General features: G+C 33.8%; 15 protein-coding genes and 1 pseudogene. All 16 read right to left on the bottom strand.

Going from position 1 to position 13,911, the window contains the following annotated elements:
- Positions 1 to 12: 12 nt before the first annotated feature.
- The 16 genes and pseudogenes from LF887_RS07205 to LF887_RS07130 all read right to left on the bottom strand — a co-directional run bounded on the left by LF887_RS07205 (position 13) and on the right by LF887_RS07130 (position 13,910).
- Entirely contained in the window at positions 13 to 1,284 is a 1,272-nt protein-coding gene (locus tag LF887_RS07205) for an RHS repeat-associated core domain-containing protein (protein WP_236858209.1), read from the bottom strand.
- Between the two features lie 419 nt (positions 1,285 to 1,703).
- Positions 1,704 to 2,261 carry an STM3941 family protein gene (locus LF887_RS07200; protein WP_236858207.1) on the bottom strand — a complete coding sequence of 186 codons (558 nt, stop codon included), beginning with the start codon at positions 2,259 to 2,261 and terminating at the stop codon, positions 1,704 to 1,706.
- Between the two features lie 6 nt (positions 2,262 to 2,267).
- Entirely contained in the window at positions 2,268 to 3,761 is a 1,494-nt protein-coding gene (locus tag LF887_RS07195; RefSeq protein WP_236858205.1) for an RHS repeat-associated core domain-containing protein, read from the bottom strand.
- A gap of 460 nt (positions 3,762 to 4,221) precedes the next feature.
- On the bottom strand, positions 4,222 to 4,758 hold the full coding sequence (locus LF887_RS07190) for an STM3941 family protein (RefSeq protein WP_236858202.1): 537 nt from the start codon (positions 4,756 to 4,758) through the stop codon (positions 4,222 to 4,224).
- Positions 4,759 to 4,766: 8 nt separating this feature from the next.
- The gene (locus LF887_RS07185; RefSeq protein ID WP_236858199.1) at positions 4,767 to 5,525 is read right to left on the bottom strand and encodes a hypothetical protein; all 759 of its coding nucleotides are present in this window, start codon (positions 5,523 to 5,525) and stop codon (positions 4,767 to 4,769) included.
- 56 nt (positions 5,526 to 5,581) lie between these two features.
- Positions 5,582 to 6,097 carry a hypothetical protein gene (locus LF887_RS07180; protein ID WP_236858197.1) on the bottom strand — a complete coding sequence of 172 codons (516 nt, stop codon included), beginning with the start codon at positions 6,095 to 6,097 and terminating at the stop codon, positions 5,582 to 5,584.
- Between the two features lie 2 nt (positions 6,098 to 6,099).
- Positions 6,100 to 7,251, bottom strand: a complete 1,152-nt coding sequence (locus tag LF887_RS07175) for an RHS repeat-associated core domain-containing protein (protein WP_236858189.1) — start codon at positions 7,249 to 7,251, stop codon at positions 6,100 to 6,102.
- Positions 7,252 to 7,312: 61 nt separating this feature from the next.
- Positions 7,313 to 7,840, bottom strand: a complete 528-nt coding sequence (locus LF887_RS07170) for a hypothetical protein (protein WP_236858187.1) — start codon at positions 7,838 to 7,840, stop codon at positions 7,313 to 7,315.
- Between the two features lie 147 nt (positions 7,841 to 7,987).
- Positions 7,988 to 8,515 carry an RHS repeat-associated core domain-containing protein gene (locus LF887_RS07165; RefSeq protein ID WP_236858180.1) on the bottom strand — a complete coding sequence of 176 codons (528 nt, stop codon included), beginning with the start codon at positions 8,513 to 8,515 and terminating at the stop codon, positions 7,988 to 7,990.
- Between the two features lie 36 nt (positions 8,516 to 8,551).
- Positions 8,552 to 8,947, bottom strand: a complete 396-nt coding sequence (locus tag LF887_RS07160) for a hypothetical protein (RefSeq protein ID WP_236858172.1) — start codon at positions 8,945 to 8,947, stop codon at positions 8,552 to 8,554.
- A complete protein-coding gene (locus LF887_RS07155; protein WP_236858169.1) occupies positions 8,934 to 9,158 on the bottom strand; it encodes a hypothetical protein in 225 nt (74 codons plus the stop codon). The genes LF887_RS07160 and LF887_RS07155 overlap by 14 nt, the downstream gene beginning before the upstream one ends.
- Positions 9,159 to 9,321: 163 nt before the next feature.
- On the bottom strand, positions 9,322 to 9,774 hold the full coding sequence (locus LF887_RS07150) for a hypothetical protein (RefSeq protein ID WP_236858167.1): 453 nt from the start codon (positions 9,772 to 9,774) through the stop codon (positions 9,322 to 9,324).
- A gap of 12 nt (positions 9,775 to 9,786) precedes the next feature.
- On the bottom strand, positions 9,787 to 10,821 hold the full coding sequence (locus LF887_RS07145) for an RHS repeat-associated core domain-containing protein (RefSeq protein ID WP_410681146.1): 1,035 nt from the start codon (positions 10,819 to 10,821) through the stop codon (positions 9,787 to 9,789).
- A gap of 632 nt (positions 10,822 to 11,453) precedes the next feature.
- Positions 11,454 to 12,140: a hypothetical protein gene (locus LF887_RS07140; protein ID WP_236858165.1), complete on the bottom strand. Its 687-nt coding sequence runs from the start codon at positions 12,138 to 12,140 to the stop codon at positions 11,454 to 11,456.
- Positions 12,141 to 12,142: 2 nt separating this feature from the next.
- Positions 12,143 to 13,120 (bottom strand): annotated as a pseudogene (locus LF887_RS07135) (RHS repeat-associated core domain-containing protein); the annotation flags it as partial.
- A gap of 457 nt (positions 13,121 to 13,577) precedes the next feature.
- Complete coding sequence (locus tag LF887_RS07130; RefSeq protein WP_236857568.1) at positions 13,578 to 13,910, bottom strand: enoyl-CoA hydratase; 333 nt, start codon at positions 13,908 to 13,910, stop codon at positions 13,578 to 13,580.
- Between the last annotated feature and the right edge of the window lies 1 nt (position 13,911).

The raw sequence follows: 13,911 nt of genomic DNA, 5'->3' as shown, positions 1-13,911 counted from the left end.
TTCGCCTGTTTTCTAGTTATAGCTCCAGACAAGATCCCCTTTTTTAATATTTTCAATCTTTTTGTTCCCTTTTTCTACGGCTACTAGTGTACCTTCTGTAAAACAAATTTTAATAAGTCCATTGGTAAGTCTTCCCGCAGAACCACAAATAAGTCTGCTCATTCCGGCTGCTCTCCAACCAGCTGCCAATAGTTCACCTCCAGCAAGGGATGCTGGTAACTCCATGAACATGAAATTCTCAGCAGCTGAAACAGACTGGCCAACTTTAGTATGTTCTATAGCATAATAAAGTGCAGATCGATTATAATTTAACCTGCTTTCCCAAAGAGCACTAGTAAATTTACTGTACATTACAAAGCTGTCAATTCCATTGTTCAGCCTGTCATTCCATGTTCTGGGTGTACCTTTGGAAACTGTTATATTAACAGGAACAGTAAAATGCATTCCACCTACTTCTGCTCCTACACCTGCCAATAAATTCCCGGTAGTTTCACTGTTCCAACTAATACTATTTCCATCATAATCCATTGATTTACCTCCACTACTAGTAAAACCACTCCCTGTATTGTACCAGGTTGTTCCACTAGAAGAGTTATTAATTGAATCTATGAATTGCTGGGATAGCATTCCATTGGGATCAAAATTGAAAATAGGATTATTCATTACATAGGCATATGGGCTTGCCATATGGTAAGATTCCGCCAATTGATCTATCCCGTTCCATCTTCCCAGATCTGGCATATATTGTCTCCAGCCATAGTCAAACATCCCGGTTTCCTGAAGCTCTTTTCCGTTGTATTTGTAAGAGTAGAAACTTCCAAAATTGGAGGAATTCAATCCGTTTCCTCCGGTATGGTTTAATCCAAAAGGATAGTAGTTGTTGGTATCAGTAATTTCAGGAGCGCCTGCGCTGTTTTTGGCAAAGGTGACTCTGGTATTTCCAAGGTGGTCTCTGTACTGGTAAATATAGCGGTTTTCGGTGAAACTGTAAAAACCTTCTGCGGTGGCTACAAAATCAAGTTTCCATTCCGGAATAACACCGGGATCCAGAATACCTCTATAAGCTTCTGCTTCGTAAGCATTTTCGGTTCTGCAGGTAATACAGTTTCCTCCACCTTCAAAGTAGCTGTACTGAAAACCGTCCAGATAGTCTGTGATGCGGGTTGAAGTTGATCCTCTTGGAGGGGTAGAAGAAAACGTTTTACGAAGCTTGGTTCCGTCAGCACGGTAAAGGTAATTGATAGTACTATAGGTTGGCTTTCCAAAGCTATTCTGGTGGATCACATACTGATCAGAAAGATTCAGGTAGTTATATTGTACAGACTTTCCCCCTTTATCCAGCGAAGATTACACTTTATTTTCAGATAAAAAACAGAACACGTTTTACAACACAAAACCACTGCTCAATAGCAGTGGTCTTGTTATTATTATTTCACCACACGATGCAATTTTGCGTTAGCGAGGGAAAATGTTCCGTCGATTGACCTGGTTACAAAAATTGCGAATGCTTCAGGCGTCACCTTAGATTATCTCGTAAAAGATGGACTGTATGAGCCACTCTTAATAAACTAAAAGCGACACAGGAACTCGACAGCGATACCAAAGCTCACATATCTGCAACCATCGATGCTTTTATCAAAGCTTCTAAACTTAAAAACATTACAGCAATGTAGTTCTGTTTTGTATTAGGACTAGTCAATCTGCTACGAAGTTACAAACTTCGCAGAGCAGGGAGAAAGTCCATCTCCATATTTCGCATATGACTCTAAAATAGCCTTCTTAAAATCATTAAATGAACATGATAAGTATGTGCTATTTAATACAATTGGAGACTGATATGTATTATAGTTGTAATTTAAAACCCACTTTAGAAATCCACTTTTTTTATTTATATAAATAGTAGGATTTTTAAGTGAAATTTTAAGGTGTGGAATATTTTTTATGTCATACTCTTCAATTCCTATGACATCTTGCCATTTTATAAAAGGATAATTCAAAATGCTAACACCATCATAAATACCTTCATTGTTGATGAGAAAAATTGATTTTCTATCTAATAATTTCATAAAAAATAAAATTATTAAAAACATTGAGAAAAGAATGGCAACTAATCCTATTACAAATATTATAATACCATTTCTAGTACCTACAGTTACATACTTATTAGGATTTAATACAAAGGCTATACCTAAAAGTAATATTACAAATAGAACTAGAATAATTAATATTAATTTTATGTAGTTTTTTTTAAAATATATCATAGATTATCATTTATATAAATTCTCAACTTCTTGTCCAAACATTTCTCCGTACATATATCCTACACCTGCTCCTACCACAAAACCTAAAATTGTTCCTGCTCCAAGAATTGGGATAAATGATCCAATATACATTCCTATCATTGCACCTTGGGTTGCGCCAGCAAGTCCCCCAATTACACTGGCTGCAGCAACCGCAGTATTTTTTCCAGGTCTCCAACCGTCATTAGATAATCCTTCACCCACCTCACAAGCATTAAGTGCATAACCAACGTATCCCAATCTTTTAGCATATTTTCCATACATTGCAGTGGTTCGTACATAATTACTTCTCAATCCTATTTGTGAGCCTGCTGCTCTTCCTGTATATCGAATACTTCTTTGATTTCCAAGATTATCCATCCAATAACCCCTGCGATATAAATCAGTACGTTGATCGGCTATTGCTTCGTACATAGTTCCAATTATTCCAGATCCATAATCTGCCCAATTTTTATAAGCGTCCCAAGAGGTGTCTGAATTAAGTTTCATACTATGCATGACTCCCAGATCACCTTCTCCATACATTTCATCACCAATTCTGTAAGAAGTCTGGGTGGCCTCTCCTGTCCACCACTTCATATATCCGTTTTGGGAGGTTAATGAAAAGCTTTGCCCATTTTCAAATGATGCCATTAAGTCCTTATACGCCTGAGTCTTACCAAAAGTAAGATACCCGCCGCCGCCTTCATCTGGGGTTCTCCCCATAAACTGAGTCATCAGCATTTGAGAATGTGCCATAATTGTAAAAGGATTTGCATATCCTGAGATATCAATATGTCCAGCTGCATCCATCCATCTTCCATCAGGATCTCTCATTGAAATAGGATTATTGGCTACATAGGCAAAAGGACTTATAGAAGTATATGCTTCCGCCAATTGATCTATCCCGTTCCATCTTCCCAGATCTGGCATATATTGTCTCCAACCGTAATCAAACATTCCGGTTTCCTGAAGCTCTTTGCCATTGTATTTGTAAGAGTAGAGACCTCCAAAGTTGGAAGAGTTCAAACCGTTTCCGCCCGTATGGCTTAAGCCAAATGGATAGTAATTGTTGGTATCGGTAATTTCAGGAGCGCCTGCGCTGTTTTTGGCAAAGGTGACCCTGGTATTTCCAAGGTGGTCTCTGTACTGGTAAATATAGCGGTTTTCTGTGAAACTGTAAAAACCTTCTGCGGTGGCCACAAAATCAAGCCTCCATTCCGGAGTACCAGGAAATATAATATCTACAATTCCTTTATAAGCTTGCTGTTCGTATGCATTTTCTGTTCTGCATTCCAGGCAAATTCCTCCGCCTTCAAAGTAGCTGTACTGAAAACCGTCCAGATAGTCTGTAATGCGGGTTGAGGTTGATCCTCTTGGTGAGGAAGAAGAAAATGTTTTACGAAGCTTGGTTCCGTCAGCACGGTAAAGGTAATTGATAGTGCTATAGGTTGGCTTTCCAAAACTATTCTGGTGGATCACATACTGATCAGAAAGATTCAGGTAGTTATATTGTACAGACTTCCCCCCCTTTATCCAGCTAAGATTGCACTTTATTTTCAGATAAAAAATAGAACACGTTTTACAACACAAAACCACTGCTCAATAGCAGTGGTCTTGTTATTATTATTTCACCACACGATGCAATTTTGCGTTAGCGAGGGAAAAATGTTCCGTCGATTGACCTGGCTACAAAAATTGCGAATGCTTCAGGCGTCACCTTAGATTATCTCGTAAAAGATGGACTGTATGAGCCACTCTTAATAAACTAAAAGCGACACAGGAACTCGACAGCGATACCAAAGCTCACATATCTGCAACCATCGATGCTTTTACTCAAAGCTTCTAAACTTAAAAACATTACAGCAATGTAGTTCTGTTTTGTATTAGGACTAGTCAATCTGCTACGAAGTTACAAACTTCGCTGAGCGGGGGAGGGAAATTATTTAAACTTTTTCCAATTTTGAACTATTGCCTCAGTAATATCACTAATTTTAGCTGATAAAGCATTGGTATTTATTACATATGGTGTCCCGTATTTTTTAGTTCTTGAAATAAAGAAATATTTTTCAAGTCCTTTTTCTTTATTTTTATAATACTCAATATTCTTGATATAAATTATAATATGCTTAATATTATTAACGTCTATAATTTCAATTTTTGTTATATCATTCCAGTTAATTAATCTATTAGAATATTGAATTATACCTAAAAATAACCCTTTTTGATTAATCCTAATGAAAAATTCTTTATTAAAAATACTTTTTATCATAATGTAAGATAAAACGAATGAACCTAAAATTCCCATTATCCCTACTATAAATACAATTAATTCATTAGGCATTAGTGCATAAATGTATTTAGAAGGGTTAGAAATGAATTTAATACTAAAATATATTGTGAAAAGCAATATTATTAAAAGTATTACGAAAAAAAATAAATATTTTAATTTATTTTTTCTGAAAACAATATCTGTCATAATTTAATTTATTTGTAAGAATTTTGTACTGCTTCACCGACATAATCGCTTGCAAAATATCCTGCCACACCTCCCACTATAAATCCTATTACAGTACCAACACCCGGGGCTACAGAACCACCAAAAGCACCAGCAAAAGCACCAGTAAGCCAAGTTGCACCAGCTCCAGCCGCATAACTTACAGCAATACCTGTGCCTACTGTAGCTGCAGCAACTGTAGTATTTTTTCCAGGATTCCAACCGTCATTAGATAATCCTTCACCTACTTCGTAAGCACCAAGTGCATAACCAACGTATCCCAATCTTTTAGCATATTTTCCATACATTGCAGTGGTTCGTACATAATTGCTTCTCAATCCTATTTGTGAGCCTGCTGCTCTTCCTGCGTATCGAATACTTCTTTGATTTCCAAGATTATCTATCCAATAGCCTCTATTATATAGTGCAGTACGTTGATCTGCTATTGCTTGATACATCGTTCCAATTGTTCCAGATCCATAATCTGCCCAGTTTTTATAGGCATCCCAAGAAGTGTCTGAATTAAGTTTCATACTATGCATGACTCCCAGATCACCTTCTCCATACATTTCATCACCAATTCTGTAAGAAGTCTGGGTGGCCTCTCCTGTCCACCAGTACATATCACCTTTTTTATTAAAGTCAATAAATATATTTTGTTTTCCTAATCCATCTTTAACCTGATCAAATAAAGAATAACCATCACCAAAACTATCTGGATTTAGAGTCACTCCGGTAGATGATGTCATAAAAGAGAGCATTGAGAAAACAATGCTCTATCTATTATTAATACAACAAATTTGCATTATTTTTTATCCTCACCATAGATTTTTTTAAGATTTTCTATTTGTTTAGCTTTTTGCAAAGAATCTTCTCTCCTTTCTTTGGTAACAATTTCAGGTGCATAGGGGCCAGTCTGATTTTGTTTTGCTTGTGCAAATAACAAATAAAATGAAAAAATAAAATTAATAATTATTGATGCAGAAATACTATATACAATCCATTTATTCGTTCTATTTTTTTCTTTAGAAAAACTATCAAATTCCTTTATTATATACTTCCATTGATCTTTGTAATGGAAAATCAAGTAGTCAAGTAATACTAATATAAAAACTATTAAAATCCAAAATACTTTACTTTCAAAAATTCCTAATTTTGAAGGGTTGAAAATATCATAATAATTAATAAACGAATTTATTACCAAAATTTCTAATATACCTAAAAGAATGCTTGCTGTAAAATAATTAGGAAAAGCAGAACTCTGTGAATATTTATATAGCACATAATAAAAACAATAATAACCTTTTTTTATCTTTTTCATAATTAAAATTTTATCGCAGAATTACTAAAAAACGGATGTCTTGTAGTTTGTTGTTCATATTTTTCGGTTCTGTCAGCAGTTTCAGAAGCACCGATCCATCCTCCTGGATAATAATTATCAACTCCAAAATATAAAGTGCTAATTATAGTTCCGTAAGCTCCTCCTTTTAAACCCACATATCCCATTACTGTATTTAATTCGGCCTTGCCTGGATGCACTGCATTGGGAGAAGTTGGATCATTACTATAAATCCTTACCCCATTAATATCCATGGCAAACCCTAGCCAAAAAGAAAATTTACCTAGACCTTGTCCGATTTTACTTAGCCCGGTAGTTTTTGTATATATATTTTTAATAAAAACATTACCATTTGCATTAGGATGATACAATTTAATAGATGAACCTGTAGTTGTCACCCTTACTTGCCCCGCGAAATTTTCTACACTGGCTGCTGCTGTTGCTAGTACCCAGTTTGCACGTCCTCCAAAGCCATACCATTCCGGGGTATTATCTGGTTTGTACGGATTGAAGTTATGATAAGACTGCCTGATCTCTGGCATCCCAGAATAAGATCTTAGATTTAGCATCTCTAATACTCCTATCCCCTTAACTCCAGTATTAGGGTCTTTATAAGTGGTCCACCAGTACATATCACCTTTTTTATTAAAGTCTATAAATATATTTTGTTTTCCTAATCCATCTTTAACCTGATCAAATAAAGAATAGCCATCACCAAAACTATCTGGATTTAGAGTCACTCCGGTAGATGATGTCATATATCTCGGTTTATGAGAACTACCTAAAAATTGAAAAGGATTTGCCTGGCCCGATGTATCAATATTTCCAGCTGCATCCATCCATCTTCCATCAGGATCTCTCATTGAAATAGGATTATTGGCTACATAGGCAAAAGGACTTATAGAAGTATATGCTTCCGCCAATTGATCTATCCCGTTCCATCTTCCCAGATCAGGCATATATTGTCTCCAGCCATAGTCAAACATCCCGGTTTCCTGAAGCTCTTTGCCATTGTATTTATAACTGTAGAAGCTTCCAAAGTTAGAAGAGTTCAATCCGTTTCCTCCGGTATGGTTTAATCCAAAAGGATAGTAATTGTTGGTATCGGTAATTTCAGGAGCGCCTGCGCTGTTCAATTAAAAAAAGAGAGCATTGAGAAAACAATGCTCTATCTATTATTAATACAACAAATTTGCATTATTTTTTATCCTCACCATAGATTTTTTTAAGATTTTCTATTTGTTTAGCTTTTTGCAAAGAATCTTCTCTCCTTTCTTTGGCAACAATTTCAGGTGCATAGGGACCAACCTGATCTTTTCTTGCTTGCCTGTCTAAACAATAAAATGAAAAAATAAAGTTTCCGATAATTAGTAATACTATTCCAAATACCATCCAACTTCCAAGAATATTTTTTTTCCTTGGTAATTGATCAAACTCTCGATTATAATTTTTCCATATCTCTAAATAATCTAAGGTATAATAGTTAAAGGCAATAATTAAAATTAGGGGGATATATATAATTGGCATAGATACCGATAATTCCACTTTAGTATTTGTTATTAAAGAATAATAAATACCCATCGAAAAGGCACACCAAATTTCTAAAGCTATCATTACCAAACCTGCTTTAAAATTGGTTAAAAACTGTCCAAATGGAGCAGATGTATATTGAATAGATTTATATATTTTGTAGAAAAAGTAATAATATAATTTTTTAATAGACATATTTTAAAATTTTTGTGAACCACAAAGAGCCGTTATAAATTCAGAAATGACGGCTACATTGTCAAATAAAACCATTTCAGTTGCAATGGTTTTATTTGAAGGATATGAGTTTGGCAACTTTCCACAAGCAATGCTAGTCCTGTAATCTCACCATGAATTCCATGAACCAAAAAAGGACCAGAAGTTCCCTTCACTTTCTTCTTTTTCCCATGCAGATAATGAGCTGACTAATTTTCGAGCGCTTCCTCCTCCCTGTAGATACCCCATTACATTTTGCAGATCACTTCCTGAAAACTCGTAACCATCACGAGTTGGCTTTACATCCCTTCCGTCCGGATCTAGAAAAGAAATAGGATTATTCATTACATAGGCATATGGGCTTGCCATATGGTAAGATTCCGCCAATTGGTCTATCCCGTTCCATCTTCCCAGATCTGGCATATATTGTCTCCAGCCGTAATCAAACATCCCGGTTTCCTGAAGCTCTTTTCCGTTGTATTTGTAAGAGTAGAGACCTCCAAAGTTGGAAGAGTTCAATCCGTTTCCGCCCGTATGGTTTAAGCCAAATGGATAGTAGTTGTTGGTATCAGTAATTTCAGGAGCGCCTGCGCTGTTTTTGGCAAAGGTGACCCTGGTATTTCCAAGGTGGTCTCTGTACTGGTAAATATAGGGCATTGAATTTTCAATGCCCTAATATTAACTTATAAATTATCAAAACGTATTTTTTAATGAACCAAGATAAATTCCGAAAATAATAAATACTGGAAAAGAAATAATAACATAAGTGATTAATAAAATATCAGCAATTGTTTTTTTTGTTTTACTGAATCTTTGCACTTTTCCATTAATTTCTTCATAAGAGGTAAATTTCCAATAGCGTAATCCTAAAAATAAAATAATTGGTAAACAATAGATTATTAAGAAATACTTATTTGAGGGTCCTAAATTAGTGTTAAAATATTTATCCGATATAATTATAAAGAATACCAAATTCCAACAAAGCATAGCGCATGTTAAAATAATTCCTGATCCCTTATGTGTACCATCTTTTTCAAATTGATGATAGAAATTTGTAAACTGATAGTATAAATAATCAATAAGTATCATATATATTTTTTTTAATAGCCCATGGCTGCATTAAATTTTCTTTGCTCTTCTGCCCTCCAGCACCTATTATTCCTGCTGAAGCAGAAGGAAAGACATCTATTTTGAAAGATATATTTAAATTCTTTTCTATATAATTTACATCTATTCTTTGTGCAACATTTACGGGGCTATACCCTTGAATATTTAAAACAATCTTTTCAAATTCAGTCACTTGTGCATATTTTTCAACTATGATATTAAAGCCGATAAAATTACCACTTTTATCAATAAAATTTTTTACCTGATTCTATACCAGGCATAGAGTCAATTGTAACGGTTTTATCTCATTTATTCTATATCAAAGTACGCCCTTGAAAACTTACACGGACGAAAAATTATCCTCCTCCGTATTTATAAATATCATTTAATTTAATATTTTCTTCTTTTATAAACTTAACTTTATGCTTTGTACTTGTTAAACTAAATGTTCCTAGATAGGTAGTAGGAGGTAATTTCATCCAAAACTTCCCGATTAAATTTATTCTTCCTGATTCTTTATCTATTGAATACCATGTACCATCACAATCTATAATAATATAACGCTCTCCGGCATCATATAAATAACTATTTGCTCCCGTCCCATTATCATCCTTTAGTCTTAGAGACTCTAATTCATTATTTTCTTTAGAAGAAATAACTAAATATCTTTTATATTCTCTTAAAAACAGATGATTTTTTGTTAAAGAAATTCCAACATTAAAACTTGAAAGCGGTATTTTATAAATGTCCTTCTTTTCACTGCAGTGTAATAGTATAAAAACTAATAAAATATAATATATTCTTAACATAAAAATTATTTCCTATCTTGTTTGCATGATTTTATTAATAATACCCGCTTGTACACTACCTTTTACATACCCCCAATCAGATACTTTAATATTCCAACTAGAATTCATATTAAAATTTGCAGCTTGACCATTTTCAACTAAGTCATTAAAGTCATTATCATTAGTATAGCCAATACCTGGAACATAATCACCTTTTCCAGCATCCCAATTATATGTATCAAAATAATTTACATTAATATTACCAGAAAATGTATATCCATTGGCACCGGGAATTGTTCCTCTCGTAACTTTTAAAGATACAGAAGTACCGATAGTATACCCGCCACTTCCATACAATAAGTCTAATTCATTGGCTGATGCATAATAGGAATCCTTCCAATTACCATTTAACATTATAGTTTCTCCAAGTTTCATATTTTCAATTTGTTTATTGAATTTTTCTCCAAATAATTTTGTAACATTTAATGCTGTACCATGTCTAACACTTGAATTACTCTTCAGAAAACTAGCAGAAACATTTTTATCGTCTGACCAAACACCCTGTCCGTTTAAAAAATATTCCATATTGTCTGCCGCAAAATTTAAACCCATAGATCTTGCTGAAGAAATCATTTTTTGACCATCTTTCTTAGTTTTCTTGCACTTTGGACAGTCTATTTCAAATTGGGAAAAATTAAGTCCTGTAAAGATATTCTCTCCTGATGTTCCAGTTCCTGTTGACATCGTTGCTACATACATTTTAAAAGCAAATTGTGCTGCTTCTCCAGAAGCGAACATTGCATCATTTCCATCCGGATCAATTACCATCACAGGGTTATTGATCGCATAGTTATAAGGACTCCAGGAACTGTATTTCTCAGACATGGCATCCATTGCTCCCCATCTTCCCAGATCAGGCATCATCATCCTTGCACCGTAATCATACATTCCCGTCTCTTGTAATTCCTTTCCGTTGTATTTGTAACTGTAGAAACTACCAAAGTTAGAAGTACCAAACGACCCTGAGATATGGTTTAAACCAAAAGGATAGTAATTGTTGGTGTCAATAATTTCAGGAGCGCCTGCGCTGTTTTTGGCAAAGGTGACCCTTACTTAACTACATTAGCAGTTTTCGTAAAACCTTCTCTTTTATTGGTCTGTCAAGTTGGTCTTTATACTGATAAATATACTTATTGTTTTCATAAAACCACTGCTCAATAGCAGTGGTCTTGTTATTATTATTTCACCACACGATGCAATTTTGCGTTAGCGAGGGAAAATGTTCCGTCGATTGACCTGGCTACAAAAATTGCGAATGCTTCAGGCGTCACCTTAGATTATCTCGTAAAAGATGGACTGTATGAGCCACTCTTAATAAACTAAAAGCAATACAGGAACTCGACAGCGATACCAAAGCTCACATATCTGCAACCATCGATGCTTTTATCAAAGCTTCTAAACTTAAAAAACATTGCAGAAATGTAGTTCTGTTTTGTATTAGGACTAGACAAATTATAAAATAAAAACCTCGCAACTTGCGAGGTTTCTTTATTATCTGCTACGAAGTTACAAACTTCGCAGAGCGGTGGGATAGGATTTTATTTGGTTTAGCGACAATAATTTCCTAATCTCTTTTTTTATGTCAAATAATTATGGCGCTTTTTTTAAGTCAAGATAACTCCTTATACTAATTATTAGCTTTATTGTTTTAATTGTATTGTATCACTTATAAAGATTTGATCTATTCCTAATGTATTTTTTTTCTTATCTGTGGAATATTCGGAAAATAACCCAACTATTTTCAAATCTGAATGATTTGTATATTTAGATAAATCTAAAGAATATTGATATCGACCATCTGCAATTTTTTCACATTCAAAATCCTTAGGATAAAGTAATGGTCTTTCTCCAGAAATTATACCAATATTTACAACCGCAGAATAATTCGAACCTACGGTTTTCGAACAATAAAAATTATATAAAATAACTCTATTATCGGGATTATACTTTTTTGTATAAAACTTGCTAGATTGAAGATTCACATTATTATTTTTATAAAAAATGATCTGATTATTAAACTCTTTCATTTTATCATCTTCTTTGAAAAATTCTACATTTAAATATTTTTCTTTACTAATATTATCATAAGATTCCCAACAACCAGTTTTATAATTATTTACAAAATTATATTGTCCTTTAATTGAAAATCTTTCATTTTTTCCCTCAAATATCAATACAGAGTCATTAATTTTTTTCTTAATAACATTCTGATAATTATCTATTTTAAATAAATTGTCTAAATCTGTCTTTATTGATATAGGTTGTTTTTGCTCTTTTTTACAACTTACAATTATAAAAATAGAGAATATTTTAATTATATTTTTCATTTCTACTTAATATGGTAACGTTTTGGAACGTGATTATTAAAATTTCTGATAGATCTATTATAGGATGAATCCAATACCGGTTTATATGCTTTATCAAAACTACCTTGAATATTCTGATTATAAAATATTGTAGTATCTTTTTCACGTGTGAAACCAGTATAGTTGGCAGAATCTAATGACGTAACTTTAACTGTCATGGAATTCGAACTACTATTTTTCCCAAATGGATTTCCAATGCCCTGTATGTCAAGACCAAATTGAAAAGCACCATCTTGAAGATTAAGTTTTGTTGCTCTACCGTACCCACCTAAAATATACTCAAACATATTATTAAAATCAATTTTATCCTGTGGTTTTAATTTATTAAGTGTTTCTTTATCAGGATCATTTGATCCTGCGGAAAAACTGTAAAATGTTACATTGGTCCAGGTTCTCCACGTTCCACCTAACCACGTAGGCATTGCACTTGTCAATGCATCTATCGCTCCGTATTGCTCTGCATAGCTGGCTTTTCCTCCCTCACCTAGTCTTACATATCCAATTTCTCCATTAGGTCCTATTTTTGTATTAGCCAGAACCGTCCCATTTTTAGCAAAACCATCAATACCTGCCATTCGCATTGCCTTTTCTAAAGTAGTAATATTAGCATCATATCTCCACTTTCCATCAAGTCCTCTGATCCAATCATCTGTTCCAAAACCAGAAAAATTAAACCCAGTAAAAATATTCCCTCCTGATGTTTCAGTTCCTGTTGACATCGTTGCTACGTAATTTTTAAAAGCCTGTTGTGCTTCGGATAATGGTTGAATATCATTTCCATCCGGATCAATCACCATCACAGGATTATTAATAGCATAGTTATAAGGACTCCAGGAACTGTATTTCTCAGACATGGCATCCATTGCTCCCCATCTTCCCAGATCAGGCATCATCATCCTTGCACCGTAATCATACATCTCTGCTTCCTCTAGTTCCTTACTATTATATTGATATCAACTGTTTGAAAAAGGGGAAGTGTTCAAAAACAAAGAAATTTACCTCTGTACCAGCAATTATCTGGTACGAAGTTACAAACTTCGCAGAGCGGGGATAATTTTATTTTGCATTTAGTACTATATTTAATTTAACTGATCTATTTTTTCTCCTTGATAAGCTGCTATACTATTATTCTCAACAGATACTAAGAGCTCAATTCGAGTAACTCGGAACTTTAATTGATGCTACTGGAAAATCTTTATTCTTTGTTATCCAATCTGAAGTTTCTTTTAAAGTAACATACCTCTATGCTCGTACAAACAAGATTATAATAGCAGTTAGTACATTTATTCTCATAAAACAATAAACTCTTACAAATAGTAAGGGTTGTTGTTATTTTATCAGGTACGAGCGAGACGCTCGCAACAGCAGGGAATAAGCAAAATCTGACTAATTACATTATCATTTTTCATCAAGTTCATTATCTAAATACCCAATAATTTTATCATAATTTTCACTTAAATAATACATCCCAGAATAATTTTTCCCATCAATAGTTACACCCTTTAATAAAATTCCAGAATCATTTTTTAATCCAATAAGTAATTGATGCATTTGCTCTGCAAGTTTATAGTTTTTTTGATTGATAGCTATCCCTTCTCTAATACTATATACCCCAATCATATTTTCCCTATCAAATCTCCCATTACTCAACCTTATATGATAATCGTTAAATTCTCCCCGTAAATTGATGCTTTTTTTTATTAAATTAAAAATTTCTTCTTCTGTTTTCATT

It is taken from the genome of Chryseobacterium sp. MEBOG06 (genome assembly GCF_021869765.1).
Classification (GTDB): Bacteria; Bacteroidota; Bacteroidia; order Flavobacteriales; family Weeksellaceae; genus Chryseobacterium.
The sequence above is the reverse complement of the archived record's forward strand: the minus strand, read 5'-3'. Positions and strand labels throughout refer to the sequence as shown.